This is a genomic window from Chromobacterium sinusclupearum (assembly GCF_002902845.1).
Classification (GTDB): domain Bacteria; phylum Pseudomonadota; class Gammaproteobacteria; order Burkholderiales; family Chromobacteriaceae; genus Chromobacterium; species Chromobacterium sinusclupearum.
Map to the genome: position 1 here is coordinate 1 of NZ_PPTF01000018.1, position 26,226 is coordinate 26,226.

The 26,226-nt window shown below is 63.6% G+C and carries 29 protein-coding genes; 27 read left to right on the forward strand and 2 right to left on the reverse strand.

What is annotated here, in order from left to right; translation table 11 throughout:
• Window positions 1–114: 114 nt before the first annotated feature.
• On the reverse strand, window positions 115–432 hold the full coding sequence (locus tag C2134_RS04885) for a VOC family protein (protein ID WP_103318010.1): 318 nt from the start codon (window positions 430–432) through the stop codon (window positions 115–117).
• Between the two features lie 271 nt (window positions 433–703).
• Here C2134_RS04885 and C2134_RS04895 point away from each other — a divergent pair, with 271 nt between their 5' ends.
• Window positions 704–1,285, forward strand: a complete 582-nt coding sequence (locus C2134_RS04895; RefSeq protein WP_103318014.1) for a hypothetical protein — start codon at window positions 704–706, stop codon at window positions 1,283–1,285.
• Between the two features lie 78 nt (window positions 1,286–1,363).
• On the opposite strand, the gene C2134_RS04900 is transcribed toward C2134_RS04895, so the two are convergent.
• Window positions 1,364–1,684, reverse strand: coding sequence for a Mor transcription activator family protein (locus C2134_RS04900; RefSeq protein ID WP_103318016.1), 321 nt, complete (start codon window positions 1,682–1,684; stop codon window positions 1,364–1,366).
• Between the two features lie 228 nt (window positions 1,685–1,912).
• Here C2134_RS04900 and C2134_RS04905 point away from each other — a divergent pair, with 228 nt between their 5' ends.
• The 26 genes from C2134_RS04905 to C2134_RS05020 all read left to right on the forward strand — a co-directional run bounded on the left by C2134_RS04905 (window position 1,913) and on the right by C2134_RS05020 (window position 26,107).
• Window positions 1,913–2,371 (forward strand): Gp37 family protein, encoded by a 459-nt coding sequence (locus C2134_RS04905; protein ID WP_158248700.1) that lies wholly within the window; start codon window positions 1,913–1,915, stop codon window positions 2,369–2,371.
• Window positions 2,368–2,571, forward strand: a complete 204-nt coding sequence (locus tag C2134_RS04910; RefSeq protein ID WP_103318020.1) for a hypothetical protein — start codon at window positions 2,368–2,370, stop codon at window positions 2,569–2,571. Before C2134_RS04905 ends, C2134_RS04910 begins: the two co-directional genes overlap by 4 nt.
• 2 nt (window positions 2,572–2,573) lie before the next feature.
• Entirely contained in the window at window positions 2,574–4,010 is a 1,437-nt protein-coding gene (locus tag C2134_RS04915; RefSeq protein ID WP_103318022.1) for a phage tail sheath subtilisin-like domain-containing protein, read from the forward strand.
• A 2-nt stretch (window positions 4,011–4,012) separates the two neighbouring features.
• The gene (locus C2134_RS04920; protein ID WP_043623302.1) at window positions 4,013–4,537 is read left to right on the forward strand and encodes a phage major tail tube protein; all 525 of its coding nucleotides are present in this window, start codon (window positions 4,013–4,015) and stop codon (window positions 4,535–4,537) included.
• Window positions 4,538–4,667: 130 nt separating this feature from the next.
• Window positions 4,668–4,931 carry a phage tail assembly protein gene (locus C2134_RS04925; RefSeq protein ID WP_103318024.1) on the forward strand — a complete coding sequence of 88 codons (264 nt, stop codon included), beginning with the start codon at window positions 4,668–4,670 and terminating at the stop codon, window positions 4,929–4,931.
• Window positions 4,932–4,947: 16 nt separating this feature from the next.
• Window positions 4,948–5,076 carry a hypothetical protein gene (locus C2134_RS22050; RefSeq protein ID WP_255408071.1) on the forward strand — a complete coding sequence of 43 codons (129 nt, stop codon included), beginning with the start codon at window positions 4,948–4,950 and terminating at the stop codon, window positions 5,074–5,076.
• A gap of 84 nt (window positions 5,077–5,160) precedes the next feature.
• Window positions 5,161–8,325: a hypothetical protein gene (locus C2134_RS04930; RefSeq protein ID WP_103318025.1), complete on the forward strand. Its 3,165-nt coding sequence runs from the start codon at window positions 5,161–5,163 to the stop codon at window positions 8,323–8,325.
• 30 nt (window positions 8,326–8,355) lie between these two features.
• Entirely contained in the window at window positions 8,356–9,270 is a 915-nt protein-coding gene (locus C2134_RS04935; RefSeq protein ID WP_103318027.1) for a phage tail protein, read from the forward strand.
• Window positions 9,271–9,273: 3 nt separating this feature from the next.
• Window positions 9,274–9,489, forward strand: coding sequence for a tail protein X (locus tag C2134_RS04940; protein ID WP_083341074.1), 216 nt, complete (start codon window positions 9,274–9,276; stop codon window positions 9,487–9,489).
• Window positions 9,486–10,529, forward strand: coding sequence for a phage late control D family protein (locus tag C2134_RS04945; RefSeq protein WP_233196358.1), 1,044 nt, complete (start codon window positions 9,486–9,488; stop codon window positions 10,527–10,529). Before C2134_RS04940 ends, C2134_RS04945 begins: the two co-directional genes overlap by 4 nt.
• Window positions 10,526–11,227 carry a phage baseplate assembly protein V gene (locus C2134_RS04950; protein ID WP_103318028.1) on the forward strand — a complete coding sequence of 234 codons (702 nt, stop codon included), beginning with the start codon at window positions 10,526–10,528 and terminating at the stop codon, window positions 11,225–11,227. The genes C2134_RS04945 and C2134_RS04950 overlap by 4 nt, the downstream gene beginning before the upstream one ends.
• Window positions 11,228–11,269: 42 nt before the next feature.
• Window positions 11,270–13,195 (forward strand): phage tail-collar fiber domain-containing protein, encoded by a 1,926-nt coding sequence (locus tag C2134_RS04955; RefSeq protein ID WP_103318030.1) that lies wholly within the window; start codon window positions 11,270–11,272, stop codon window positions 13,193–13,195.
• A 15-nt stretch (window positions 13,196–13,210) separates the two neighbouring features.
• The gene (locus C2134_RS04960; protein WP_103318032.1) at window positions 13,211–13,801 is read left to right on the forward strand and encodes a phage tail protein; all 591 of its coding nucleotides are present in this window, start codon (window positions 13,211–13,213) and stop codon (window positions 13,799–13,801) included.
• Between the two features lie 85 nt (window positions 13,802–13,886).
• Window positions 13,887–14,624 carry a phage tail protein I gene (locus C2134_RS04965; RefSeq protein WP_103318033.1) on the forward strand — a complete coding sequence of 246 codons (738 nt, stop codon included), beginning with the start codon at window positions 13,887–13,889 and terminating at the stop codon, window positions 14,622–14,624.
• Between the two features lie 35 nt (window positions 14,625–14,659).
• A complete protein-coding gene (locus tag C2134_RS04970) occupies window positions 14,660–15,052 on the forward strand; it encodes a GPW/gp25 family protein (protein ID WP_103318035.1) in 393 nt (130 codons plus the stop codon).
• A gap of 28 nt (window positions 15,053–15,080) precedes the next feature.
• Complete coding sequence (locus tag C2134_RS04975) at window positions 15,081–16,244, forward strand: baseplate assembly protein (RefSeq protein WP_103318037.1); 1,164 nt, start codon at window positions 15,081–15,083, stop codon at window positions 16,242–16,244.
• Window positions 16,237–16,938, forward strand: a complete 702-nt coding sequence (locus tag C2134_RS04980; RefSeq protein WP_103318039.1) for a phage tail protein I — start codon at window positions 16,237–16,239, stop codon at window positions 16,936–16,938. Before C2134_RS04975 ends, C2134_RS04980 begins: the two co-directional genes overlap by 8 nt.
• Window positions 16,935–17,651, forward strand: coding sequence for a phage tail-collar fiber domain-containing protein (locus C2134_RS04985; protein WP_103318040.1), 717 nt, complete (start codon window positions 16,935–16,937; stop codon window positions 17,649–17,651). Before C2134_RS04980 ends, C2134_RS04985 begins: the two co-directional genes overlap by 4 nt.
• A gap of 10 nt (window positions 17,652–17,661) precedes the next feature.
• On the forward strand, window positions 17,662–18,339 hold the full coding sequence (locus tag C2134_RS04990) for a hypothetical protein (RefSeq protein WP_103318042.1): 678 nt from the start codon (window positions 17,662–17,664) through the stop codon (window positions 18,337–18,339).
• Window positions 18,340–18,348: 9 nt separating this feature from the next.
• Window positions 18,349–18,651, forward strand: coding sequence for a tail fiber assembly protein (locus tag C2134_RS04995; RefSeq protein ID WP_103318044.1), 303 nt, complete (start codon window positions 18,349–18,351; stop codon window positions 18,649–18,651).
• Window positions 18,652–18,981: 330 nt separating this feature from the next.
• Window positions 18,982–19,143: a hypothetical protein gene (locus C2134_RS21485; RefSeq protein WP_158248701.1), complete on the forward strand. Its 162-nt coding sequence runs from the start codon at window positions 18,982–18,984 to the stop codon at window positions 19,141–19,143.
• Window positions 19,144–19,271: 128 nt separating this feature from the next.
• Window positions 19,272–19,847 carry a phage tail protein gene (locus tag C2134_RS05000; protein ID WP_103318047.1) on the forward strand — a complete coding sequence of 192 codons (576 nt, stop codon included), beginning with the start codon at window positions 19,272–19,274 and terminating at the stop codon, window positions 19,845–19,847.
• Window positions 19,847–22,468: a tail fiber protein gene (locus C2134_RS05005; protein WP_103318049.1), complete on the forward strand. Its 2,622-nt coding sequence runs from the start codon at window positions 19,847–19,849 to the stop codon at window positions 22,466–22,468. The genes C2134_RS05000 and C2134_RS05005 overlap by 1 nt, the downstream gene beginning before the upstream one ends.
• Window positions 22,469–22,479: 11 nt before the next feature.
• A complete protein-coding gene (locus C2134_RS05010; RefSeq protein WP_103318051.1) occupies window positions 22,480–23,058 on the forward strand; it encodes a tail fiber assembly protein in 579 nt (192 codons plus the stop codon).
• Between the two features lie 90 nt (window positions 23,059–23,148).
• Window positions 23,149–25,470, forward strand: coding sequence for a pyocin knob domain-containing protein (locus C2134_RS05015; protein ID WP_103318052.1), 2,322 nt, complete (start codon window positions 23,149–23,151; stop codon window positions 25,468–25,470).
• 67 nt (window positions 25,471–25,537) lie between these two features.
• Window positions 25,538–26,107 carry a DUF4376 domain-containing protein gene (locus C2134_RS05020; RefSeq protein WP_103318054.1) on the forward strand — a complete coding sequence of 190 codons (570 nt, stop codon included), beginning with the start codon at window positions 25,538–25,540 and terminating at the stop codon, window positions 26,105–26,107.
• Window positions 26,108–26,226: the final 119 nt, after the last annotated feature.

The window sequence follows — 26,226 nt, forward strand, 5'->3', positions numbered from 1 at the left end:
CGCCAGACGCCCCATAAGACAAAGCCCAGCTCACACGAGCTGGGCTTTGCGCATTGTGCGCGCAGAATGCGCGAAACCCGCCCCGAAAATCCTGCCGGTTCACGGCACGGACATTTAATCTGAGCCGTACTGCATCAGTTCTACCGGGGCGCCGTTGACCTCGATGAAGGCGACGGTGAGGCCCGGACTGGGGCTGTTGGGGGCGATCAGCAGCTTGTGTCCTGCCAGAGCTTTCTCCAGATCATCGACCTCGAAGGCGATGTGGGGCACCCGTTTGACCAGCTCAGGATAAGGCGCGTCCTGCCAGTAGCGCTGCCACTGGATGCCGAAGGCGTTGTCCTGATGGTCGCTGACCGTCATCTTCAAGTGCGGCAGATCGATTTCATTGTCGAAGCGACCGCTGGTCGGTATGCCGATATGGTTGTATTTCATTCTTCGTCCTCAATGGCGGTCATAAAAAATCCCCGCTGCTTGGACAGCGGCGAGGGGGAAGAAATCCTGCCTATCGCTGAACAGGCTCAGCGATACGTGCTTGATTTCCAGATAGTCTTCGATACCGTACTTGGAGCCTTTGCGGCCCTGGCCGGATTGCTGAGAGAATCGAAGATTCGCACGCGAACCAGAAACCCCAGCTCCATGAGCTGGGGTTTTTTGCGTTTGGACGCGGTATGATGGGAGTCCATTCTTAATCAGAGGTCTCGCGATGCGATTCAAAGCCGGAGTTTATGCAGTGCTGTTCAGCGGCATGTTTGTCACGGCAACTTGGGCGCATGCCGATGCGTCGCCCGCGCAGCTGGTCGCGGCAGATGTCGCCGTGCAGCAGCGCGAGACGGGCGGCGTAGTGGCAGCCATCGATCTTGCCCAACGCGTGGTCATGCTCAAGGGCGACCAGGGTTGGGTGCTGGAGTTTCCGGTTTCGCCTGAGGTGCGCAATCTGGAGCAGCTGAAGGTGGGGGACCGGGTTAGGATCCGTTACCGCAGCGCATTGGCGCTGGCCTTGAAGAAGGGCGGCGACAACATACGCAAGGACATTGAAGGCAGTGTGCAGACGCAAGCGCCGGAAGGCGGCAAGCCTGGTGTGACTGAGAGCCGCAGGCGCACGGTGGTCAGCAATGTCGTGGCCCTGGATCGGGCCAATGGCGTCGTGACGCTGGAAGGCCCGCATGGCGGACGGATGGATGTGGATGTGCGCAATCCGCAACTGCTGGATGAGATCGCGGTGAAAGACCAAGTGGTGGCGGTGATTACCGAGTCGGCCGCGGTATCGATTGAACCGGCGCGCTGATCGCTTGCCACTTTCATCTAGAACGCCCGATGGGAAACCATCGGGCGTTTTGCATGGTCGCGGCCGGCGCGGCCAGTCTTATTGCGCTTTGCGGGCATTCTTCAGGATCTTGTACACCCATTGCACGGAAATGCCGTGCTTCAGCGCCAGCTCGGCGTGGTTGCCGCCATTGAATTCCTGCAGGATCTGGCGGTCGCGCTCGGCAGACTTGCTGCTTTTGCCCAGCGGGAAGTAGATGTTCTGACCGCCCCAGTGCTGCGCCATGCGGCGGGTGATTTCCTGGGCGATCTTTTCCGCCTGGCGGCTCTCGGTGTTGGCCAGCTGCCGCAAGGCCAAGGCGATGTGGTCGGTCAGGTCGGTCAGCAGTTCCGGTCCCTTGCTGCGAAATTGTGCTTGCATGTGCGCTCCCGCGGGCGATGTCATCCAATGCGGCCATTTTTCCATTTCCGTTCCCGTCACGCCTTTTGACCGGTGTCAGCGCCGTGTCAGTGCCGCACTTCCTAAAGCCGGCTACAAGATATCACCCCCTCCCATCCGGCATTCTCTGCCTCGTTCGGCAAGCAGCCTTGCTGGCCGGCGATCCGGGCGCGTTTGCGCGCATCCCTTTCCCTGTCCTGGAGTTCCGTTGTGGCAAGCACTTCCCAAATTGTCGACGCGCTGTTGGCGCGTTTGCGTGCCGGCGTGCCGCAGTTGACCGTCGAGTACTTCGCCGGCGCCGAGGATGACTATCCGCTGACGCACCCGCAAGGCGCAGCCCTGCTGTGCCTGCGCGGCAGCCAGTTCGGTCCGCTGCGCGACGGCTACGGCCAACTGCGCACCCTGCAGTTGACAATCACGGTTCTGCTCGGCCAGAGCCGCGCCGGAGAGGCGGATGGCGATGTGCTGGACGCTGTCCGGCAAAGCTGCCTGGGCTTCGCGCCGCCGGATTGCCAGCCGGCGTGGCTGCTGTCCGAAACCTTCCTGGGTTACCGCGATGGGGTGGCGCGCTACGCCATCGCGTTGGCCACCGACACCCTGCAGGTGACGGCGGCGTCCCCGGAATCCCTGCCTGTGCTAACCGCAGTCTCACTCGAGGAGCAACCATGAAGTATCTCTATTCCGGCCCGATCAGCGGCGTCACCCTGGCCGACGGCCAGGAAATCATGCTGTTTCCCGGCAAGGAAGTGGAAATGCCGGAAGACCACAACTACACCCGCACGCTGGTGGCGCTGGGTTATCTGAACCCGCAACCGGTTTCCGTTGCCAGCGTCGCAACGTCTTTCCATACCGCTGAACAAGGAGCGTAAGCATGGCGGCAAACTATCTGCATGGCGTAGAAACCATCGAAGTGGAGCGCGGCCCGCGCCCGGTGCGCACCGTCAAGTCGGCCGTGATCGGCCTGATCGGCACCGCGCCGCAAGCCCCGGCGGGCGGCATCAACGCCCCGGTGTTGAGCCTGTCCGAAAAAGACGCGGCGGCCTTTGGCCCGCAACTGCCGGGCTTCACCATCCCGCAGGCGCTGAGCGCCATCTATGACCACGGCGCCGGTTCGGTGATCGTGATCAACGTGCTGGACCCGTCCGTGCACAAGACCAGCATCGCCGCCGAGGCGGTGACGCTGGACCCGATCAGCGGCGTGGCCGCGCTGCAAAAGCAGGCGGTGGCCAATGTGGTGGTGAAGAGCGCGGACGGCAGCATCACCTATGTGGCCGGCACCGACTACCAGCTGGACGCGACCTACGGCAAGCTGACCCGCGTGAAGACCGGCGCGATGGCTGTTGGCGCCAGCCTGAAGGTGAGCTACGACTACGCTGACCCGACCAAGGTGACTGCAGCCGACATCATCGGCGGCGTCAACGCTGCCGGCAAGCGCATCGGCATCAAGGCGCTGCAGGACACCTACAACCTGTTCGGCTTCTTCGCCAAGATCCTGATCGCGCCGGGCTTCTGCACCCAGAACACCGTGGCGGCGGAACTGGCGGCGGCGGCCGATCGCCTGGACGCCATCGCCTATGTCGATGCGCCTATCGGCACAGCCTTCGCCGACGCGCTGGCCGGCCGCGGCCCGAACGGCACCATCAACTTCAACACCTCCAGCGACCGCGTGCGCCTGTGCTACCCGTACGTGATGGTGGCTGACGGCAACGGCGGCTTGCGTCTGGATGCGCTGTCGGCCCGCGCCGCCGGCCTGCGCGCCAAGGTGGACAACGACAAGGGCTTCTGGTGGTCCAGCTCCAACCAGGAGCTGGCCGGCGTGGTCGGCGTCGAGCGTCCGTTGTCGGCGATGATCGACGATCCGAACTGCGAAGTGAACCAGCTGAACGCGCAAGGCATCACCACCGTGTTCAACAGCGTGGGCACCGGCTTCCGCCTGTGGGGCAACCGCACCGCCGCCTGGCCCACCGTGTCCAGCATGCGCAACTTCGAGAACGTGCGCCGCACCGGCGACGTGATCAACGAGTCCATCCGCTACTTCAGCCAGCAGTACATCGATATGCCGCTGGACCAGGCCACCATCGATTCCTTGGTGGAGTCGGTGAACGGCTACGGCCGCAAGCTGATCGGCGATGGCGCCCTGCTGGGCTTCAAGGCCTGGTTCGATCCGGCGCGCAATCCGGCCACCGAGCTGTCTTCCGGCCACTTGCTGATCAGCTACAAGTACACCGTGGCCCCGCCGCTGGAACGCCTGACCTTTGAAACCGAGATCACCTCGGAATACCTGCTCAGCCTGAAAGGAGGCAACTAATCATGGCCGGCAAGATTGAAATCAACCGCATCACCAATGCCAACATCTACATCAACGGCAACTCGCTGCTCGGCCGCGCCGAGGAGATCAAGCTGCCGGACGTAGCCGCCATCATGCAGGAGCACAAGGCGCTGGGCATGGTCGGCAAGATCGAGCTGCCGGCCGGCTTCGACAAGCTGGAAGGCGAGATCAAGTGGAACTCGCTGTACAAGGACGTGGCCAAGACCGTCGCCAATCCGTTCCAGGCCGTGCAGTTGCAGGCGCGTTCCAATATCGAGACCTACGGCTCGCAGGGCCGGCTGCAGCAGGTCAGCCTGGTGACCTACCTGACGGTGATGTTCAAGAAGAACCCGATGGGCACCTTCAAGCAGCATGAAAACGCCGATTTCAGCTCCGCCTTCACCGCCACCTACATCAAGCAGGTGATCGGCGGCGAGGACATCCTGGAGCTGGACTACATGGCCAACATCTTCCGTGTGGCCGGCAATGACATGCTGGAGCTGTACCGTCAGAACATCGGCGGCTAAGGCTGGCTGACGCCTCCCGCGGGTTTGCCCTGCGGGAGGTTTTAAAGCCGCTTCCTAAATCGCTTTCGCATACCCCGCATTCCGGAAGCCGGACAATGACGGCATTCCCAACCCGCTTCAAGGAACCATCATGCAAATCAAGCTGCAATACCCGTTCACCAATGCCGCCGGCCAACGCATCGAAGTGCTGGACATCCGCCGCCTGAAGCGCGCCGACCTGAAGGCTGCCAGCCAGCACAGCCAGGACGATGCCGACCAAGAAGACTTCCTGTTCGCCCGCATGACCGGCCTGACGCTGGAAGACATCGACCAACTGGACATCGCCGACAGCCGCGCCCTGGCGGACAGCTTTCGCGACATGGTGGGCGGAACCGAGCACGCTCAGAGCGTTTGACGAGGCGCTGCTGACGGTGCTGGGCCTGCCTCCGTCGGAAATCGACGCCTTGGCCATGGACGATTACTGGTTCTGGTGCGAAGTGGCCGAACGCGAAGTCCAGCGCCGCAGCGAGCGTCAGCAGCAACTGTTGGACGCTATCTGATTCCCCCATCTTTCTGGTCGGCCGCCGTCCGCAAGCCGGGCCGGGGCCGGCCGCCCCTTTCTTTCCCCATCACAGGCACACACCATGGTAAGCGAGTTTTTCATCGGTCTTAAGGTGGGCGCGACGCTGTCCGGGGTCTTCGACAACGCCTTCCGCTCCGCCCGCTCTGCGCTGGACGAACTGCGCAAGTGCAGCCTGCGCCTCAACGATGCGCAGAAGGATCTGGCCGGCAATGTCGAACGGACCCGCCAGGCCTACGCCGGACTGGATCTGGCCAGGCTGGAGAGCCAGCACCGCCAGCTGGAGTCCACCTTGGGGCGGCTGACCCGCCAGCACGAGGCGTGGCAGGCCAGCTTGCGGCGCGGACAAACGCTGCAGTCCGTCCTGAGTCTGCAGCAGACCCGCCGGATCGAGCTTTTGGCCTCGGTCCGGCTTAGCGCCGTCATCCGCCTGGTGGAAGAGAAGGTGGAACGGCAGCGGCGCGACCAGGACAAGACCCAGCGCGACATGCCGTCGGCCGACTGGCAGCGGCCGGTACAGCGCGGCGGCAAGGGCGGCGAGCGCAAAGGCGGCGACAGCGATGCCGCCGGCGACGCGCCTCGTTCCGCCTCCTCCCCTTCCTCCCCCGCCTCCTCATCACTCGACAAAAACCGCTTGCCCACCCGGCAGGCGTCGATCCGCGCTTCCGAGTCCGCCAAGCCCGGCGAGGCCGTGGCCGAGCTGAAGCGGCAGAAAAGCGAAGCAGGCGGTTGGCTGGACAAGGCCATAGACGCGACCGAGAAGCTGAAGCAAGTCAGCGAGATCAGCGAAAAGCTGACCGGCGGCGCGGCCAAGGCCCTGCGCACCGACATGGGCCGCAAAGTCTATGAAGCGGCGCGGGCCAAACTGAACCCGGTACTGGGCAATAGACTGCCCGACACCGAGCGCGTCTTGTCCCTGCTGGACAAGGCCGAGGACTACAGCGGCAAGGCGGCGGACTACCTGGGCCGCACCGGCGAGGCGCTGAAGGCGTATCGCGACACTCAGGGCTGCACGGCCAAGCGGCTATTGGCCGCCGGCGTGGCCTTCCTGAAAGACGACGAGGCGGATGCGGCTGCCGGAGACAAAAAGGCTGACGCCAAGGCGGAAGGCAAAGCCTCCGGCAAGCGCGACAGCGCCCAAACCAAGAAAAAATCGTCCGCCAAGCCCGGCGGCAAGAGCCGTCCCGGCGAGGCCGTGGCCGAGCTGAAGCGGCAGGAAAGCGAATCCGACGGCTGGCTGGACAAGGCCATAGACGCGACCGAGCAGCTGAAGAAAGTCAGCGAGATCAGTGAAAAGCTGACCGGCGGCGCGGCCAAGGCCCTGCGCACCGACATGGGCCGCAAAGTCTACGAAGCGGCGCGGGCCAAGCTCAACCCAGTGCTAGGCAAGCGCTTGCCCGACACCGAGCGCGTCTTGACCCTGCTGGACAAAGCCGAGGACTACAGCGGCAAGGCGGCGAACTATCTGGGCCGCACCGGCGAGGCGCTGAAGGCGTATCGCGACACCCAGGGCAGCACGGCCAAGCGGCTATTGGCCGCCGGCGTGGCCTTCCTGAAGGACGATGAAGCGGACGCCGCAACCGGGGACAAGAAGGCGGACAAGCAGAAGCGCAGCCCAGCGGCGGGCAAAGCCAAGCGCGGCGCGGCGGTAGCCGAGGCTAAGCGGAAGGCCGCCTTAGCATCTGTCCAGGCCAAGCCGGGCAAGGCGCTTGGCGCAAGCAAGAAACAGACGAATCCATCGGCGCGGCGCGACACACCCAGCAAAGCGGCGGCTCCTTCCAAGAAAAAGACGTCTCCATCGGCCCGCCGACAACAGGCTGGCCACGCCACCGCGCAGGTTGGGAAACCGGCGAGCCGGACCAAGCCGGGCACGGCGTTTGCGCCGGCCAGGGAGAAGTCGGCCGCGACCGCCTCGCTGTTGGACAAGGCCATTCACGCCACCGGCACCCTGACACGCGGCAGCGAGCTGAGCGAGAAACTGACTGGCGGCGCGGCCAAGGTCTTGCGCACCGAGACTGGCCGCAAGCGGTATGAACAGGCGCGCGCCAAACTCAATCCTTTGCTGGGCAACCGTCTGCCGGATACCGATCACGCCCTGGCCTGGCTGGACAAGGCGGAAGACTACAGTTCGACGTCAGCGGAATACCTGGGCCGCACCGGCTCGGCCCTGAAGCGCTTCCGCCAGACCAAGGGCAGCCTGCCCAAGCGGCTGTTGGCGGCTGGCGTCAGCTTCCTGAAGAACGACCTGGAAGATGAGGACGCCGGCAAACCCGGCAAGCCGTCCGGCCGCAAGACGAGCGGCGGTAAAACGCCGGCCGCGTCGAAACCGGCTGAGCGCGGCGGCAAGGCCGTGGCCAAATCCACAGCCAAAACCGCGGCGAAGCCGCTTGTCCAACGCGGCGCGGCGCTGAAGGAGGCGCGCGTCACCGGGGGCCTGGGCAAAAGCAAAACGCTGTTGTCCGAAGGCAAGTTGCTCAAGTCCGGCGACGGCGCGCTCAAGACCATGGGCGGCGCGCGCGGGCTGGCCAAAGGCGCGCTGAAACGGATGGGGGCGCTGGGCGATATCGCCAGCCTGGGCGCGGACCTGGCGGAAATCCGCCAGTCCCGGCTGAGCCCGCAGGCCAAGTCGGCGGCCTATGGCAAGGCGCTGGGGGGCGCGGCGGGTTCGGTGGCCGGCGGCGCGGCGGGCGCGGCGATAGGCAGCGTGCTGGGCCCGGTCGGCGCGTTCATCGGCCAGCAGGCCGGCAGCTGGCTGGGGCAGAAGGGTGGCGAGTGGCTGGGCGAAAAGGCCGGCGCGCTGTTCGCCAAGCATGCGCTGTCGACCAAGCCGGTGGCCGTGCCCAAGCCTGTCGCGCGGCCCCAGTCCATCGTCCCGGCCAAGCCCGCCTCGCTCAAGCCGGCGGCTGCCCTCAAACCGGTTGCGAGGAAACCGGCCGCGCCGGCCAAGCCCATGCCCGTCCGCGACCGCGCCCGCGCGCAGGACAGGCAGGCCCAGCAGTTGCAGCGCATTCAACAGGCGGTGGCCAACACATCGAAACCGGCCAAGCCGGCGCCGGCGGCTGCCATCTTCCATATCACCTTCTCGCCGCAGATCACCATCAGCGGCGGCGCGCAGGGCGTCAAGCAACAGGTGCAGCAGGCGATGCAGCTGTCGTTCGCCGAGTTCGAGCGGCTGATGCGCCGCTACGAGTCCGACCGCCAGCGCCGCAGCTATGCCGCGCGCGGCTGAGGAGCCTAGCCATGAACAAAGGAGCAAACGATGTACGCAGTACTGGGTGACATCGAGTTCGACCTGATCAGCTATTTCGACGGCCTGGAGCAACGCGCCGGCAGCGACTACGCCGAACACGGCCGCATCGGCGGCAAGCCGGTGCTGCAGTTCGTCGGCGACCGGCTGGACGAGATCCGCATCGATCTGGTGCTGCACGCCGCCTATTGCCAGCCGGATGCCGAGCTGCAGCGGCTGCATGCGGCGCGGCAGCAGCATCAGGCGCTGGCGCTGGTGCTGGGCAACGGCGACCACAAGGGCCTGTTCGTGATCACCGACCTGAGCAGCAGCGGCCGGCAAAGCGACAGCAAGGGCAATCTGTTGGCGGTGGAGGCGCAGCTGTCCTTGCGCGAATTCGGCGGCCAGCTGGCCCCGGCGCCGCGGCCCGGCCTGCTGGGCACGGTCAGCGGCTTGCCGCAGGCCAAGTTGTCGCAGACGCTGGCCGGCGCCGGCTTCAAGCCCAATCTGCAGGGGCTGGCGCAGGCGGTGTCGCAGGTCAAGACCGTGGTCGGCCAGGTGCGGACCGTGGTGAACGACGTGCGCGAACTGAAAGACCTGGCGCGGCGCGACCCCTTGTCCGCGCTGGGACGGGTGCCCGACGTGCTGACCGACGTGCAAACGGCACTGCCCGGCTTGTCGCAGGGCGTGGGCCGACTGAAAACCTTCATCCAGCCGTTTTCCCATCTGGCTGACACCATCAAGCCGCTGGTTCCGCAATTTCAAAAGATGGGCCAGCAAATCACCGCCATGGCGCGCTCGCTGGAGGGCTGCACCTTGGACAACGTCGCCGACAAGCTGGGACAGGCGGCCGACACCATACGCGACATCGACAACAACTGGCCGGACCGCGATCTGGCGCTGGCGAAGCTGGCCGCGCGGGCGGCGGTGCGCAGCATTCTGGAGTGAATCATGTTTCTCAAGCATACCTGCAAGGAAGGCGATCGCTGGGACCACATCGCCTGGCAGTACTACGGCGACGTGGGGCAGATGGTGATGCTGATCGCCGCCAACCCGCAGGCGCCGATCAGCGAGACGCTGCCGGCCGGCCTGCAGCTGGCCATCCCGCTGCTGGAGGCGCAGGACAGCGCCGCCGTCGACCAGTTGCCGCCCTGGAGGCGGCCATGATGGACAGCCGCATACAGGACGTGGCGACGCCGGTGTTCGAGCTGGCTTACAACGGGCAGTCCATCACCGCCGACATCGCCCGCTACGCGCTGAACATCAGCTACACCGACCACCTGAGCGGCGAATCGGACGAGCTGGAAGTGGAGCTGGAAGACAGCGACGGCCGCTGGCTGAACGGCTGGTACCCGGACAAGGGCGCCACGCTGGATTTCAAGCTGGGCTACCGCGGCGCGGCGCTGGCGGCGCTGGGCAGTTTCGATATCGACGAGGTGGAGTACAGCGCGCCGCCGTCCGTGGTCCGCATCCGCGCGCTGGCCACCGGGGTGCAGCATCCGCTGCGCACCCGCCAGGGCCAGGCCTACGACAAGTTGACGCTGCAAGACCTGGCGCAGCGCATCGCCCGCCGCAACGGCATGACGCTGCAGGGCAAGATCGACGGCGTGGACATCGACCGGCTCACCCAATACCACGAAACCGATCTGGCTTTCCTGCAGCGGGTGGCCAGCCACTACGGCTACATCTGCAAGGTGATCGACAACAACCGCAAGCTGGTGTTCTGGAAGCGCGGCGACCTGATCGATTCCGCCAGCGTGAAGCGCTTCACCCCGGCCGACCTGATCAGCTGGCGCGCGCGCGATCAGTTGTCGCAAGTGCCCAGCGCGGTGGAGGTGAGCTACCACGACCCGAACAAGCGCGCGCTGCAGACGGCGCGGGCCGCGGCGGACGCGCGCGCGCCCGGAGGCAAGGCCAGCAGCGCCGATGTGGTGAAGCTGACGCGCAAGTCCGGCGGCAAGCTGCAGGCCGAGCTGCAGGCCAAGGCGGAGATGGAGAAGCGCCAGCTGGCGCGCACCTCCATGTTCATCACCGTGGACGGCGCGCCGCAGCTGGCCGCCGGCCGCAATGTGGACCTGGCTGGCTTCGGCAAGCTGTCCGGCCGCTATTTGATCGAGCAGGCCCGTCACCGGCTGTCGCGGCAGGAGGGCTATTTGTGTGAACTGGAACTGAAGCGGGCGGCGCCCGCTGACAAGGGGGCGGCATGAACGACGTATCGTTGCCCGACGCGCTGGCGACATTGAAGTTCGGCAGCGTCGCGGAGCAAGACCCGGACACCCATCGGGTGCGGGTGCGGCTGCCGGAGCTGGGCCAGCTGCTGACGGCCTGGCTGCCGGTGTTGAGCCGCAAGAGCCTGAAAGACAAGGACTACTGGCTGCCGGACATCGGCGAGCAGGTGGCGGTGCTGCTGGACGCGCGCGGCGAGGACGGCGTGGTGCTGGGGGCCATCTATTCCGAGCAGGACGCGGTGCCGGTGAAAAGCGCCGACAAATGGCAGCGCCGCTTCAGCGACGGCGCGGTGCTGGAGTACGACCGCAAGGACAGCCAGCTGACGGTCAGCGGCGCGGTGAAGCATGTGCTGGTGCAAACCCAGGCCGACATCACGCTGAAGACCCAGAACACGCTGACCGGCGACGCTGGCGACGCCGTGCTGATCAAGGGCGGCAACACCATCACGCTGCAGGCCGGCGGCAAGGTCAGCATCAACGCGCCGGCCACCGAGATCAGCGGCACGCTGACCGTGAAGGGTGCGATCACCGGCCAGGGCGGCATGGCGGTGTCCGGCGGCGGCGGGGCCACGGTAAGCGGCAGCGTCAACGTCAGCGGCGATGTGATCGCCAGCGGCAAGAGCCTGGTGGGTCACAACCACATGGGCGCGCACGGCCCGACCAGCCCGCCGCTGTAAGCCGGGGCGGCATTGATTCCTTTCTTTCTCAATGGAAACCCTATGAGCAACGACTTTTTCACTCTCCTCACCGCCGTCGGCAAGAACAAGCTGGCGGCGGCCTCCACCGGCGGCGCGCCGCTCAAGCTCACTCATATGGCGGTGGGCGACGGCGACAACGGCGGCTACTACACCCCCAGCGAAGCGCAGGCCGCGCTGAAGCATGAAGTGTGGCGCGCGCCGCTGAACAATCTGTCCACCGATCCGCAGAATCCCAACTGGATCATCGCCGAGCTGGTGATCCCGGACGAGGTGGGCGGCTTCACCATTCGCGAAGTCGGCGTGTTCGACGCCGACGGCGCGCTGATCGCCGTCGGCAAATTCCCGGAAAGCTACAAGCCGGTGCTGGCCGACGGCGCCAATAAGCAGCTGTACGTGCGGCTGATCATGGAGGTGTCCAACGCCGCGGCGGTAACGCTGCAGGTGGACCCCAGCGTGGTCCTCGCCACCCGCGCCACGGTGGACCAGCGCATCGCCGAGGAACTGGCCAAGCTGGACGGCAAGCCCTCGGTGCGCGCCGCCACCACGGCCGCCATCGCGCTGGCCGGGTTGCAAACGGTGGACGGCGTGGCGATGCAGGCCGGCGACCGGGTCTTGGTCAAGAACCAGGCCAATGGCGCCGACAACGGCATCTATGTGGCCGGCGCCGGCAATTGGACGCGCGCGGCGGACGCCAACGCCAGCATGGAAGTGACGCCGGGCCTGTTCGTGGCGGTGGAGCAGGGGGCGGTTAACGGCGGGGCGATTTGGCAGCTGTTGGACGCCGGCGCGCCGGTGGCGCTGGGCACCACCGCGCTGGCGTTCGAGCGAGTGTCCGGCCGCACCGGCGTGTCGGCCGGCAGCTACAACCGGGTAACGGTGGGACCGCGCGGAGAAGTGCTGGGCGGCTCGCAACTGGTGGCCTTCGACCCGGCGCAGACTTTTCCGGTGCAGGCGTATCGGCGCAATGTGTTGATCAACGGCGGGTTTGACGTTTGGCAGCGCGGGGTGAGCCAAACGACGGCTGGCTATGGGTCGGCGGATCGATGGAATCTGGATTTGGGGACGCCGCCTGGTTTGACGGGCGTTACCGTTTCCAGAGTGGCCGCCAACGGCGCGGAGACGGATGTGTTGGGCGGCGGGGCCAGCTTCATGCGCATCGCTGTGACTAAGGCGCCTGCGGCCACTGTGCGCGAATATTGCCAGATCACCCAGCGGGTGGAAGGCCTGCGCCGTTTCTCCGGCAAAACCATGACCTTGAGCTTCTGGGCCAAGGCTGATGCGGCCAAAACTATCTTGTTCTATATCGAGCAGGGCTTTGGCAACGGTGACGGCGTCTCTCCCATCGCCCGTGCGCAGAATGAAACGCCGGTTCAATTGAGTACGACTTGGCAGAGCTACAGCTTTACCTTCACTTCACCGTCAATTCAGGGCAAGACCTTCGGCCAGAATGGCGACGACTACCTCGCCGTGTTTTTTGGTGTGAGCTACAGCACCATGTTGCCGGTGCATAGCGCGATAGCCGGCCCGCAAACCGGCGTGTTCGACATTGCCCAGGTGCAGCTGGAAGAGGGGGCGATAGCTACATCATATGAGCGCCGCTCTCCGGGCGAGGAACTGGCGCTGTGCCAGCGGTATTACGAAACGAGCTATGCCGTTGCTCGCTACGTGGGTGTGAACGATAGCATGGGATGGGTGGCGTATCGCCAGACCAAGCGTGGACCGACGGCAGTTTCTTTCTTCAATCCTGATACCCAGACTCCAGGGCAGGCGTTGACTTTCAACGCGCTGGCTTTGTTTAGTGGTGGGCCAACCCCGGTCTCGACAATCTACAACTACGGTAAAGATGATCTCCGAAGTGGTTTTACTTGGGGGAGCGCTGTCTTTGTTCCGTCGAATGCCGATGATGCGACTTTATTGACCCGCTGGACCGCCGACGCCGAACTGTAAACGGAGAATACGACCATGTATCGATTGACCGATCAAGCGGACGTGATTGTCCGCATCGCCGACGGCGCGCACATTCCGCGCGGCCACCGCTTCTGGAATGAATACGAAGCTTGGCTGGCCCAGGGCAACGCGCCTCAGCCCAAAGAAAGCCTGGACCAATTGCAGCAGCGGCTGTTGTTCAGCCTGGATGCCGCCGCCGACGCCGCCAGCCAGCCTTACGCCGGCAGCGAGCTGCGCGCGCTGGAATACCGGCAAGCGGCCGCCGAGGCCCAGGCGTATAAAGACGCCGGCTACAAGGGCGACGCGCCGGCCGGCGTGCAGGCCTGGGCGGACGCCAAGGGCCTGTCCGGCAAGGACGCGGCCGATGGCATCCTGGCCAAGGCCATGGCGGCGGAACAGGCGCTGGCGGCCATCCGCGCCGTCCGGTTGAAAGCCAAGGAGGCGGTGCGCAACGCGACGAGTCTGGATGCAGTCCAGACCGCGGCAGACAGCGCGCTGGCCGCTTTGCAGGCGCTGGCGGCGGGCGCTCCTGCTGGAGCCATCCCCGCTGAAGCTGCGGCCAAAACCAGCCTGTGGCGCTCGCCGCTGAAGCTGTTCTCTCGCTGATCCCCAGGGCGCGCATCGCGCCTTTCCTCCCTCGCCGGCGTGAGCCGCCGCTTTATGGCCAGGCCGGCGCTTGCAGAGTCCTCCTATGACCGACACCACCCCCAATATCCTGGCGGGCGATGGCCGGCTGTCGCCGCTGGCCGAGCTGAGCCGGCGCTTCCAGCAGATCGCGCTGCCGCCGTTTCTGGTTTACCTGATAGACAGCGTGCAGGCCGAGTGGCTGCCGGCGCTGGCCGAACAGCTGCACGTGGCCGGCGACGAGGGCTGGTTGCTGGCGCGGACCGAGTCGCAACGGCGCGAGCTGATCAAGCAGGCCATCGCCTTGCATCGCAGCAAGGGCACGCGCTGGGCCTTGCGCCAGGTGCTGGCCACGCTGGGCGTGAACGGCAGGATCAGCGAATGGTTCGAGTACCAGGGCGAACCGTACCGCTTCCGCATCGACCTCGATCTGTCTGCCAATGGGCTAGCCGAGCCGACCTACCACGCGCTGCGGCGCATGCTTGAGCAGTACGGCAACGCCCGCTCGCAGCTGGAGGGCCTGAGCCTGCGCTTCTCCCGCCATGAGCGGACGCCGGTGCTGGCCTCCACCGCCGCGGGCGGCGAGCTGGCCACGGTCTATCCCTACCGCGTGCGGCTGCTGAGCCAGGGGAATGCCTGGCATCCGGCGACGGCGGCGGGGGCGATGGAGCGGACGACGCTCTATCCATTTCGGCAGACCGCGCTGAACGGCCAGATTCCGTTGCGGTGGGCCGCCGGCCAGCTATGCCGCGAAACCGTCACCGTGAAGCCGCGCGGCTTCAATTCCTTTTCTAACGCCCTTTAAAAGCCTCCGCCGCGGCGGTTTGGCACCATGACGCCATGACACAGCTAACCGACATCTCATCCCTGCACTGGCAGCCGGCGCTTCAGCCCCGCGGCCAGACGCCCGCCGCCGACGCGCCGGACATTGTGGAGAACCTGGACGACATCCATCAGGCGCTGCGCATCATCCTGGGCACGCCCAAGGGCAGCGACCCGCTGCGGCCGGAGTTTGGCAGCGACCTGTTCCGCTACCTGGACTACCCGGCCGACCGCGCCCGGCCGCATGTGGTGCGCGAGGCGGTGGCGGCGATCAGCCATCCGCTGTACGGCGAGCCGCGCATCCAGCTGCAGCGGGTGCTGTTCAGCATCGATACCGACGGCAGCGCGCATCTGACCGCGCAGTGGAAGCTGGCCGACGGCGTGATCCGCGAGACCGAACTGCGGCTGTGACGGCCGGCCCCCACCAAGGATAACAACCATGACCCAGAGCACGACCGATCTTCCCAAGTTTATCGACGACGATCCGCAGCAGATTGTCAGCGAACTGATCACCGCCTACCAGAACAAGTCCGGCAAGACCGTGTATCCGGGCCAGGTGGAACGGCTGCTGATCGACCTGATCGCCTACCGCGAGAGCGTGACCCGCGCCGCTTTCAACGATGCCGGTCGGCAAAACCTGGTGGCCTTCGCCCGCGCGCCGATGCTGGATTATCTGGGCGAGCTGGTGGGGGTGGCCCGTCTGCCGGCGCAGCCGGCGCGCTGCAAAGTGCAGTTCAGCTTCATGCCGGATCGCAAACAGCAGGTGATCATTCCGGCGCAAACCCAGGTGGCGGGCCGCAGCGACTTCCGCTTCCAGACAGTGGCGCAGCAAGTGGTGGCGCCGGAGGCGTCCAGCGTGGTGCTGGACGTGGTGGCGCAGCTGCCGGGCCTGGCCGGCAACGGCTATCAGCCGGGCGAGATCAGCCAACTGGTGGACGACCTGGGCGTGAAAGTGACGGTGGCCAATGTGGACGTCAGCGCTGGCGGCGCCGACGCCGAGGACGACGAGCGGCTGCGGCAGCGCATCCGGCTGGCGCCGGAATCGTTCAGCGTGGCCGGCAGCGCAGCCGCCTATCGCCACCACGCCCTGCGCGCCAACCAAAGCATCGTCGATGTCGCGGTGGTCAGCGCCAGCTCGCAATCCGTGGGCGTGCCGCCGGCCGATCAGGTGCCGCCGGGCGAGGTGCGGCTGTACCCGCTGGTGGCGGATGGCCTGCCCAGCGACGCCATCTTGAAGGCGGTGAACGACACCTGCAGCGCGGACCGCGTGCGCCCCTTGACCGACAAGGTAAGCGTGTTGAAGCCGGTGGAGTTCTCCTACCAGGTGGTGGCCATGCTCAAGCTGTATCCGGGCGTGGACGCGCAGCAGACCAAGCAGCGGGCCAAGGACGCGCTGCTGGCGTATCAAAAGCAGCAGCAGGCCCAGCTGGGGCAGGACATCGTGCCGTCGCAGCTGATCGCCGTGCTGTCGGTGCCGGGCGTCTATCAGGTGGATCTGCAACAACCCACCGCCATCCAGCAGGTGCCGGCCCACGGCTGGGCGCACTGCGTCAACGGCACGGACGGCATCAGCGTGGACCAGAAGGAGCAGGCCAATGGCTGATGCCGCCATCGTCCCGAGCGTGCTGGCCGGCGACGCGCGTTTCGCCGCGCTGGCCGAGCTGACCCGCCGCTTGGGCATGCCGCGCGCCGACGCCGATCCGGCCACGCAGGGCCGCTTCGACGCCGCCGAGCTGCTGGTGTACCTGGTGGACAGCGTCAAAGAGGAGCTGTTGCCGCAGCTGGCGCAGCAGTTCCACCTTGGCAACGACGAGGGCTGGCTGCTGGCCCGCAACGCGCGGCAGCGCCGCGAGCTGATCAAGCGCGCCATTGAGCTGCACCGTTACAAGGGCACGCGCTGGGCGTTGCAGGAAGTGTTCCGGCTGCTGGACGTGGCGGTGGATGTCAGCGAGTGGTGGCAACAGCAACCGCCGGGTCCGCGCTACACCTTCGAGCTGACTGCCTGGGCCAACGCCAATCTGATGGCCGACCGCGTGGTGCTGAATCCGGAACTGTACGGCCGGCTGCGGCGCATGGTGGAGCAGGTCAAGCCGGCGCGCAGCGCCTACCGGCTGAAGCTGGGCGCGGCCTTTGCGCAACCGCTGCGCTGGGCCGGCGCGGTGCAAGGCCGGCAATTGCGGCGGTTGGACGCGGCATGCCGCCCGGCGCCGGCCAAACCGGTTTTCTCGATCTTGCGCCTGGCCAACGCGGTGAAGCCGCTGGCCGTGGCGCGCGCCAAAATGGAGGCTAGCAGATGAGCAGTAACCCGCTTGTTCCCCTGATCCTGGATGGCGGCTTGGCCGCCATCCAGCTGGCCAGCCGCGACGGCGTCCAGCTCAGGATCACCCATGTCGCGCTGGGCGATGCCGGCTACACGCCGGATGTTGGCCAGACCGCGTTGAAACATGAGATCGCCCGTTATCCCATCGCCGACGGCCAGAGCGTGGGGCCGCGCCAGCTGCACCTGACCGCGCTGGCCGACGATGACAAGGAGTTCTGGATACGCGAGGTGGCCTTCATTCTGGAAGGCGGCCAGCCGCTGGCCATCTGGTCCGACCCGCAGCAAGTTCTCGCCTACAAACAGGCGGGCATGCAGCTGCTGCTGGCCTACGACCTGGCCCTGTCCGGCGTCCCGGCCGACAGCGTCACCGTGCAGTCCACCGGCGCCGGCCTGAATCTGGCATTGGGCGAGGAGCTGGCCAGCCTGGGTGCGGCGCAGATCGACGAGATGGCGCGTGGCCTCAAGCGCGATGACGCGCTGCGGCAGCAGCAAGCCCGGCAGGATCAGGCCGAGCAGCGGATGGCCAGCCATGACGGCCGCCTGAGCGGCCACGACGATGCTTTGCTGAACCTGGACCGGCGCGGCCAGCAATACCGCGACGACCTGGCCGAATTGGCCACCGCGCAGGCGGCAGCGCTGATCCAGCTGCAGTGCCTGACCCTGCAACATACCGTTTTGAATCCCAAGTGAAGGAGAAACCATGAGTCTGGAGCAACAGGTAGCCGCCCTGGTGACGGCATCCAATAATCTGACCGGCGTTGTATCGAGCAAGCAGGCTGACATTGACGCCAAGGTGGCGGCCAAGACGGCGGAGCTGGAGGCGTGGCGGCAGAATGCCCGCAGTGAGATGACTCTGCCGTTCCGCTACGGCGTAGAGGTGGGAGGTGATGTCAACACCTACTATCCCATCCCGATCTGGGCTACTCCGCATGAGCGATGTGGTCGGTTGGTGATTTCTCGCCACTACGGCGCGGCGCATCCAGCCTCGCTGGGGCCGGATCATGTTGCCGGCTTGGTGCTGGAGCTGTCTATCCGGGGAGAGGGGTGGGCCGACTTTTGGATGACGCGCGCTGATTATTACGGATTTGCTTACCACCAGGCAGTAGCCAAGGTGCGAACGGATCTCATCGGCCGCTTGGTCTGGTTGCGCGGTGGTGGCATGCACTACGACTTCCTGGCAGATTTCGATCTGGGCCAGGGGATTCTTAACTATGGAACGGAAGGGCTAAAGCCCCTGATGCAGACGGACTCTATTCTGTATCCGGAATGTCCGAACCTACCGTACAAGGGGGGTGGATTCAAGGTGTCGCCGTTGACGACCGTCGATCCAGTCTGGACCGCGACTATCCTCACCTCCACTCCAATTGCTAATATCTAAGGAGCTGCCATGCTGCTGCGTTCCGTGCAAACCCCGCGTGGGGAAATTCTGAATGTGTCCGAACAGGAGGCGCGCGATGTCTTCGGCGCCAGCGAACAGGCGATAGCCGACGCGCGCAAGGCGACGGCGCTGATTGCGCTGCGCGCCGAACGCGACCAGCGTCTGCGTGCCTGCGACTGGACCCAAGTGCAGGACGCTGTGCTGAGTGCGGACCAGAAAGCCGCATGGGCCAAGTACCGTCAGGCGCTGCGTGATCTGCCTGATATTTCGACCGACCCGGTCCAGCCGGTTTGGCCGCAACAGCCGGCCTGATTGCAGCCTGTTCATCTGCACGCTCATTGAGCGCCTTACATTAAGTCCGTAACCACATTCACATTCCGCCTTACTCCCTTCTTTTCTTGTTGCCGGGCCTCGCCCCGTGGTCCGGCAGCTTTTCCTCCCTTCGACGGCTCCCCTTGCCGCTATAACTACGCCATTCTCTCCTTCTCGCTATAGCCTGACTCAGCCAATCTTCGCTTTGCTCACACCTGTTCTTGCCGTTTTGTCCCCGCATTTCTTGGCGTTTCTCTCACCTTGCCTTGCATGCAGCCACCCTCTGGCCAGCCCATCTCTCTATCCTTCCGTTGTCTTGGAGCTTCTTCCATGTCTTTCTTCTCCCCACTCGTCATTCCGTTCGATTCTTCCTCCATTCCTCAAGTCCAAACTGTCTCTCCCCATCCGCCTGAGGCCGACTTGCCGCGTATGCGCTGCCTCTTCCGCTCACTGGCCCTGCTGCGTCTGTCCATGCAGGCCGAGCGCAAATAACCCCGAGTCTTTTCTGTGGGTTTCCATTCCGGGCCGTGAAGGCGGTCCATTCCATCCCCGTCGTCAAGGAGGCTCTTTATGACCTTGCACACCGGCTTCACTGCGCGGATGCCGCGCGGGAGGCTGAGATGACCGATTCTGTTCCTTCCATCCTGGCGCGGGACGCGCGTTTCGGCCCGCTGTCCGAGCTGACCGAACGCGTCCGCGACATCGACCTGACGCCCTTTCTGGTCAATCTGATCGATACCGTGCAGCCGGACCTGTTGCCCTTGCTGGCCGACCAATTCCATATCGGCGGCGAAGAGGGCTGGCAGCTGGCGGAGTCCGACGACGCCAAGCGCGCGCTGCTGCACAGCGCCAATGAGCTGCACCGCCACAAGGGCACGCCGTGGGCCATCCGCGAAGTGATTCGCCGCCTGGGCCTGGGCGAAGCCGTGCTGATCGAAGGCCTGGCCGGCCAGCGCCGCAATGGCGCGATCCGCCGCAACGGCTATTACGTGCATGGCGATCCCAACACCTGGAACCAGTATCGGGTCGTCCTCGGCAAGCCCATCACCAACGACCAGGCCGCCCAGTTGCGCCGAATGCTGGCGCTGTACGCGCCGGCTCGCAGCGTGCTGGCCAGCCTGGAATACCAAGCCGTGGCCAACCGCCACAACGGCGCAATCCGCCGTAATCGTCAATTCAACCGAGGGAGCGCCTGATGGCCAATCTGCAAGAAAAACCCGCTTGGGAGGCGGGCATCTACCAACTGGAAACCTCCGATCCGGTGCTGGGCGGGCCGGACGGCATCGACAATCTGCAAGCCAAGCAACTGGCTAACCGCACGGTATTCCTGAAAAAGCAGATCGATGATCTGGTATCCGGCGCGCTGACCGCCGAATACGCCGACCGCCTGAAAACCCCGCGCAACATCGCCATGACCGGGGACGGCAGTTGGAACGTGACCTTCGACGCCAGCGGCAATGTCAGCGCGGCGATGATGCTGAGCAATAGCGGGGTGACGGCCGGCAGTTACGGCCAGCTGACGGTGGACGCCAAAGGCCGCGTCACCGCCGCCCGCGCCATCGTCCCGGATGACGTGCCGGCGCTGGACTGGAGCAAGATCACGTCCGGCAAACCAACCACGTTGGCGGGATATGGCATTACTGACGCGGCAGGTAAAGATAGTAGCAATCGGGTATCAGCGAATGCTTTTCGAGCAAGCAAGGGTATGCCCTCAAATGATGATGCCACGTCAGGCTTTGCGTTTGGCACCGATGGCGATACCGGCTTATTTGCTGATTCCTCAGGGGTCAATCCCAACACGGGTTCCAATAATCTTGGCTTGTATATCGACTCCAGCAAAGTTCTCAATGTCAACAGAACGGGCAGCATCTGGACGCCGGCTTATGGAGCCTTAGAGGATAAATTTGCCTCCAAGACTGATCTGAAAACCGCCATCGATGGCGTAGTGGCCGGCGCGCCGGGGGCATTGAATACTTTACAAGAACTAGCGGCGGCGCTGGGGAATGACAGCAATTACGCGGCCACCATCACCAAGCAACTGTCAGGGAAGGCGGATAGGGCAACCACGCTGGCGGGATATGGCATTGCTGATGCGGCCAGCGCCAGCGATCTAGCCAAGCTGGTGGCCAAGGTCTATAGCCGCCGTTTGATTCGAGTGAGATCGTGTGGGTATTCTGCGAAGAATGGGGGGGCAGGCCTAGAGATCGACGGCGTGGCGGTTGGTCCGATCGCGCGTAGTTACAATATGGTGCAATTGGACGCCAACGGGAGCGTTAGCCGTTCGGGAACATTTGATGTGGTCTATGGGCAAGGCCAGGCCCAGGCCGCTGCGGACTGGTTGAATGCGGTTTCTGATGGGGCAACTGTGATTGTGTATTGCTATGACGAACCGCAGAGCAATCGTTTGAGTGGTGGACTGCCGGAAGCCTTGTATCGTTGCGGCGCCAGCCGCGCTATCTTTGCCAGCGATAAGTTCCAGTATCGCAGCGCCTATCTGTTAATAGGCCGTGCCGGCTGCGGCGAGGGGCAAGGTTTGGAACGCTATCGCGGTGATAAAGGAGATAGTCCAGACGCCCAGTTGGACGTGACTTTCGAACTGGTTAGCGGCCAACCGCTGCTAGGAGGAGGACAAGTTAGCGGCGCCGCCGCCCCGGCAGGGCAAGTTGCCTATTTCTCGATGCCCAATGCCCCGGATGGCTGGCTGAAGGCCAATGGGGCACAAGTCTCCCAAACCAGCTACAGCAATCTTTTTGCGGCTATCGGCCAAACTTTCGCGCCAGTGGATCCAACGACGCTGGCCATGTTGCGGCTGGATGCTGCGGACGCCATGCTGGACCGGGTCTGGAATAAGCAACTGGTGGTGTACGGCGGCGCGAACATGTCCACGGAGCAAGCCAAGTTTGGCAACGCCAGCCTAAAGACAGTCGCCGGCGGCGGTTACGCGACGTTTGGTCTGACTGAAGCGTTCAGTGCCGATGCTTTTACGCTTGAGGGCTGGCATTACCCTACTTTCTTAGGCAACGGCGGCTCCAATGGCTATAGCGCGGCCTGGGTGATAAGCATGAATGCCTCCAACGTGGCAGGCGAAATCACCATCGCCATCGATAAGGCCAGCCGCGCGCCTCTGGTTTGGCTGAGCAACAGCGGTAATTTCTTCGCTAATGCTGCATTGGGACCCGCCGGGGTATTTGCCGCACCTCGCTGGTATCACATCGCCTTCAGTTATGACGGAGCGACTTACCGCTTGTTTGTCGACGGTGCGTTGGTGTGGAGCCAGGCCAGCGCGATGCGGGTAACCATCCCGGACAACACGCTGGTGTTCGGCGTGGATGGCTGCGCTCCAGGTATCGTGGGTTCGACCACCGCTTACTACCAAGACTGGAAGGTTAGCAAAGTGTGCCGCTATGCCGGCAACTTCGCGGTGCCGACCGCGCCGGCCGGCTATCAGCAGGCCGCCGATCCCGGCAATTTCTTCCTGCCCAATCTGTGCGGCGAATTCATCCGAGGTTGGAGTGATAGCCGTAAGGATGTTGAAAAACGTATTTTTGGTTCATGGCAGAAAGGAACGTTATCACTTTCAGATCCAAATCTTGATTATGTTGCGGTCACCACGCCTGTACACGTTACGAATACGGTACAGGATGCCTATCAAGATCTTGGTGCAGATATCGCTAATAAATCATGGTATCAAATGGGGAGAGGTTCTTTGCCGATGGAAGGAAACTTCTCTGGCGATCTGGATGCTAACAATTTCAATTTTGGTTATGGCTCTTCCCGCCCGCGCAACGTCGCCTTGCTCGCCTGCGTCAAATACTAAGGAGATACGCCATGCAAGAACAGAAAACCGTCTATAGCTACCATCCGCAAACCGGCGAATACCTTGGCCCGACGCAGGCGGACCGCTCGCCGCTGGATATGGAGGAGGTGTGGTTGATTCCGGCCTTCGCTACCGCGCAACAGCCGCCGCAGGCTGGCGAGCGGCAGGCTGCCGTGTTCCGAGACGGAGCATGGAGCCTGCAAACCGATTGGCGGGCTGTGCCGTTATGGAACAAGAGGACGGTTCGGCAGCTGATGCCGCAAATCGGCGACACGCCGGACAGCCTGAACGCCACGCCGTTGCAACCGCCTGCCTTCGCCATCTGGAAGGACGAGGCCTGGGCGGTGGATGCGGCGGCACAGCAGGCAGCCCAGATGACGGCAGCGCAGCAGCGGCAGCAACAGCGCCTGGTCGCGGCCCTGCAGCAGCGCAAGCCCTTGGAAGACGCCGCCGAGCTGGGCATCGCCAGCGCGGAGGAGCAGGCCAAGCTGGCCGAGTGGAAGCGCTACTGCGTCGAGCTGTCTCGTCTGCCGCAGCAGCCTGGCTGGCCGCAATTAGAGGACGAGGCTTGGCCCAAGCAACCGGCCTGATCGCCTTTAAAGACTGTTCCTAAACTGCTTTGCAAGGCGCGCGCCGCGCGCCAGGGCACCATGTCGTCCTGACCGGATGGCTGGCTTCGCATGAGGCTGGCCGTCTTCGCGCGTTTGCGCGGCGATGGCGTTGGCTGGCCTTTCATTGGCGGCGTTTTCTCGCTATTGCCCGGTCATGCTTTCGTCGCTGCCAGCCTGCGGGTCGGCAGCCCATCACCGTTCAAGCAAGCGAGGAATGACATGGCCAATCTGCAGGAGAAGCCCTTTTGGGAACCCGGCATCTATCAACTGGAAACCACAGACCCGGTGCTGGCCGGCCCGGACGGCATTGACAATCTGCAAGGCAAGCAGCTTGCCAACCGCACCGCGTTCCTGAAGAAACAGATCGACGATCTGGTATCCGGCGCGCAGACCGCCGAATACGCCGACCGCCTGAAAACGCCTCGTAATATCGCAATGACCGGCGACGGCAATTGGAACGTGACTTTCGACGCCAGCGGCAATGTCAGCGCGGCGATGACGCTGAGCAATAGCGGGGTGACGGCCGGCAGCTACGGCCAGCTGACGGTGGACGTCAAAGGCCGCGTCACCGCCGCCCGCGCCATCGTCCCGGATGACGTGCCGGCACTGGACTGGAGCAAGATAAGCAGCGGCAAGCCGACCACGTTGGCTGGGTATGGCATTGCCGATGGAGCCAGCAAGAGCGATCTGCAGAGCGCGGTGAACGGGCTGGTAAGCAATGCGCCGGCCAATCTGAATACGCTGCAGGAACTGGCGGCGGCGATCAATAACGATCCCAAATACTCGGCAACGGTAGATGGCAAGCTGGCGGGCAAGGCTGACAAGGCTGATTTGGCAAATATCGGCATAGGGGCACAGGCGAAAAATATCAGTACTGGTGCGCTTACTGATCTCCGTCCAAATGGCTTCTATCACGCTCAAGCGGATGGAGGCAAAGGTGTGGCCGGTGCGCCTGGCAATGGCGCTAATGGGGTGTTTAATGTCAACTTCCTGAGTGACAAATGGGGTGCGCTGACTTACCGGCAATGGGGTGGGGAAATCTATGAGGCCAGGCTGGAGAATGGCGCATGGAGCAGTTTTAACCGTCACTGGCATAGCGGAAACTTCAATCCCGATGGCAAGGCGGATAAAGCGACTACGTTAGCGGGGTACGGCATTACCGATGGCGCAAGCAAGACGGATCTGAAAACCGCCATCGACGGCGTGGTGGCCGGCGCGCCGGGCGCGTTGAATACCTTGCAGGAGTTGGCTGCTGCGCTGGGGAATGACAGTAATTACGCAGCTACTATTACCAAGCAACTGTCTGGGAAGGCGGATAGGGCGACTACGCTGGCGGGGTATGGCATTGCTGATGGAGCGAGCAAGTTTGATCTGGCCAGCAGCCTGGACGCGTCGCGTACTTTGCGCAACGTCGAATATTTGAAAGCGACCGCGACTAACGGCGCGGTAAGCCGTATCGCCGGCATTAATGCGCTGAACCAGCTCTATATCGGCGATATCGATGGCGCGACGAGCCAAATGTCGGTGCAAGCGGCAGGGGTCAGTATTGCCATCGCCACTAAAGATGGGTTTCAACTCAATGGTGCGCCTACCGCACCCACGCCTTTCGCCAATGCGAATGGCAAACAGTTGACCAATGTCGAGTATGTCAATGCGCTGGCGGCAGGCAAGGCGGATAAAGCCAGCGCCTTGCGTGCGTTGGGGCAGCCTGCGGACAAGGTGGATTGGAATACCTTATTAGAGCCTGGCGTCTATTCCATTGCGGACACTACCTTTGGCGGAGATCATGCGCCGCCGGCAGATTATTTGTGGGGGACGCTCCAGGTTATACGCGGCAGCATTGCCGGATCGCCCGGCGGCCTTACTCAAATCTTTACATCGCATCGCAATGCCGTGACTTGGATGCGAGCAGCGTGGAGCGAAAATGCATGGCAAGCCTGGTATCAGGTTTGGCATGGCGGAAACTTCAATCCTGATGGCAAGGCGGACAAAGCGACCACGTTGGCAGGATATGGTATTTCCGATGCTGCATCAATTGGCGGGAATAGTTCGAAGACGTTTAGCGTAGCAAACGCTACTGCTGCTGCGCATGCTGTCGCATATGGGCAATTTGGAAGCTCTTTGGATTGGATCGGTTATCAGTATCTGCCAAATGGAATGTTGATGCAGTGGGGGAAAACGCCCCCGATATCCGGTGGCGGGATGGTTGAGCTGGCTTTTCCTATCGCATTTCCCAATAGGGTATTTTCGTTTGTCGTGAGCACTTGTATCGACACCAATAACCAAGAGACCTTGAATGGTTTTGTAATTAATCCAGCGAAGTTTCGGATTTACAGCGGCCTCGCCGCAGCTGCTACTACTCCGGCATGCTGGATCGCCATTGGCTGTTAATCGGAAATTAGAGACGGTTTGATGAAATTGAACAATATTGCATTAACTCATTTTCAGGAGAGTTGAAATGGGGCAAAAACTGGCAGCATTTGATGTAAGCGGACAAATCATGGCATTTTATGACTCGATTGATTCGCCTCCTGCTGACAGGGAGAACGTCATTCCCATCACAAATGAGGAATGGCAGATGTGCCTAAGCCAGCCAGGTTGGACTGTTGCTAACGGCAAGCTGCTTGCGCCGATCCCGCCTGCGGCGGCGGTGCAGTTGCAGCAGGCGCAGAGGATACAGTGTCAACGGCTGCAAGCTGCATGCGAATCGGCCATTACCGCAAGTTTCAAGTCGATGGCGCTGGGGCCGCAGCCATATGTCTACGGCAGCCAACTGACGGATCAAAACAATCTATTGTCTGCGCTGTCCGCCGCACAGGGGCAACCCGCAAACTGGAGCACGCCGCTTTGGTGCGCGGATGGCAAGGGGGACTGGTCATTCTTGCCCCACACTGCCGCGCAGGTCTTGCAGGTGAATCAGGATTGGGTCGCGTTCCGCACCATGCAGCAGCAGAAATACGCGTCTCTGATAGCGCAGGTGCAGGTGGCTGCTACTGTGCAGGCGGTCCAGGCAGTGGCCTGGCAGTAGCGAATGCCTTTTTGGATCGTTCGATTAAGAAAAGCCCCGCGAGGCGGGGCTTTCTTAATTGGTGGCGTGCAGGTCAAGATGCGGTGGCATTACGGCTTTTCAGCCTCCCACCCCCCCCC

What these genes read in the sequence shown, in the direction of transcription:
- C2134_RS04885 (WP_103318010.1), bottom strand. Translation starts at nt 432, where the DNA reads ATGAAATACAACCATATCGGCATACCGACCAGCGGTCGCTTCGACAAT.
- C2134_RS04895 (WP_103318014.1), top strand. Translation starts at nt 704, where the DNA reads ATGCGATTCAAAGCCGGAGTTTATGCAGTGCTGTTCAGCGGCATGTTT.
- C2134_RS04900 (WP_103318016.1), bottom strand. Translation starts at nt 1,684, where the DNA reads ATGCAAGCACAATTTCGCAGCAAGGGACCGGAACTGCTGACCGACCTG.
- C2134_RS04910 (WP_103318020.1), top strand. Translation starts at nt 2,368, where the DNA reads ATGAAGTATCTCTATTCCGGCCCGATCAGCGGCGTCACCCTGGCCGAC.
- C2134_RS04915 (WP_103318022.1), top strand. Translation starts at nt 2,574, where the DNA reads ATGGCGGCAAACTATCTGCATGGCGTAGAAACCATCGAAGTGGAGCGC.
- C2134_RS04920 (WP_043623302.1), top strand. Translation starts at nt 4,013, where the DNA reads ATGGCCGGCAAGATTGAAATCAACCGCATCACCAATGCCAACATCTAC.
- C2134_RS04925 (WP_103318024.1), top strand. Translation starts at nt 4,668, where the DNA reads ATGCAAATCAAGCTGCAATACCCGTTCACCAATGCCGCCGGCCAACGC.
- C2134_RS04930 (WP_103318025.1), top strand. Translation starts at nt 5,161, where the DNA reads ATGGTAAGCGAGTTTTTCATCGGTCTTAAGGTGGGCGCGACGCTGTCC.
- C2134_RS04935 (WP_103318027.1), top strand. Translation starts at nt 8,356, where the DNA reads ATGTACGCAGTACTGGGTGACATCGAGTTCGACCTGATCAGCTATTTC.
- C2134_RS04940 (WP_083341074.1), top strand. Translation starts at nt 9,274, where the DNA reads ATGTTTCTCAAGCATACCTGCAAGGAAGGCGATCGCTGGGACCACATC.
- C2134_RS04945 (WP_233196358.1), top strand. Translation starts at nt 9,486, where the DNA reads ATGATGGACAGCCGCATACAGGACGTGGCGACGCCGGTGTTCGAGCTG.
- C2134_RS04950 (WP_103318028.1), top strand. Translation starts at nt 10,526, where the DNA reads ATGAACGACGTATCGTTGCCCGACGCGCTGGCGACATTGAAGTTCGGC.
- C2134_RS04955 (WP_103318030.1), top strand. Translation starts at nt 11,270, where the DNA reads ATGAGCAACGACTTTTTCACTCTCCTCACCGCCGTCGGCAAGAACAAG.
- C2134_RS04960 (WP_103318032.1), top strand. Translation starts at nt 13,211, where the DNA reads ATGTATCGATTGACCGATCAAGCGGACGTGATTGTCCGCATCGCCGAC.
- C2134_RS04965 (WP_103318033.1), top strand. Translation starts at nt 13,887, where the DNA reads ATGACCGACACCACCCCCAATATCCTGGCGGGCGATGGCCGGCTGTCG.
- C2134_RS04970 (WP_103318035.1), top strand. Translation starts at nt 14,660, where the DNA reads ATGACACAGCTAACCGACATCTCATCCCTGCACTGGCAGCCGGCGCTT.
- C2134_RS04975 (WP_103318037.1), top strand. Translation starts at nt 15,081, where the DNA reads ATGACCCAGAGCACGACCGATCTTCCCAAGTTTATCGACGACGATCCG.
- C2134_RS04980 (WP_103318039.1), top strand. Translation starts at nt 16,237, where the DNA reads ATGGCTGATGCCGCCATCGTCCCGAGCGTGCTGGCCGGCGACGCGCGT.
- C2134_RS04985 (WP_103318040.1), top strand. Translation starts at nt 16,935, where the DNA reads ATGAGCAGTAACCCGCTTGTTCCCCTGATCCTGGATGGCGGCTTGGCC.
- C2134_RS04990 (WP_103318042.1), top strand. Translation starts at nt 17,662, where the DNA reads ATGAGTCTGGAGCAACAGGTAGCCGCCCTGGTGACGGCATCCAATAAT.
- C2134_RS04995 (WP_103318044.1), top strand. Translation starts at nt 18,349, where the DNA reads ATGCTGCTGCGTTCCGTGCAAACCCCGCGTGGGGAAATTCTGAATGTG.
- C2134_RS21485 (WP_158248701.1), top strand. Translation starts at nt 18,982, where the DNA reads ATGTCTTTCTTCTCCCCACTCGTCATTCCGTTCGATTCTTCCTCCATT.
- C2134_RS05000 (WP_103318047.1), top strand. Translation starts at nt 19,272, where the DNA reads ATGACCGATTCTGTTCCTTCCATCCTGGCGCGGGACGCGCGTTTCGGC.
- C2134_RS05005 (WP_103318049.1), top strand. Translation starts at nt 19,847, where the DNA reads ATGGCCAATCTGCAAGAAAAACCCGCTTGGGAGGCGGGCATCTACCAA.
- C2134_RS05010 (WP_103318051.1), top strand. Translation starts at nt 22,480, where the DNA reads ATGCAAGAACAGAAAACCGTCTATAGCTACCATCCGCAAACCGGCGAA.
- C2134_RS05015 (WP_103318052.1), top strand. Translation starts at nt 23,149, where the DNA reads ATGAGGCTGGCCGTCTTCGCGCGTTTGCGCGGCGATGGCGTTGGCTGG.
- C2134_RS05020 (WP_103318054.1), top strand. Translation starts at nt 25,538, where the DNA reads ATGGGGCAAAAACTGGCAGCATTTGATGTAAGCGGACAAATCATGGCA.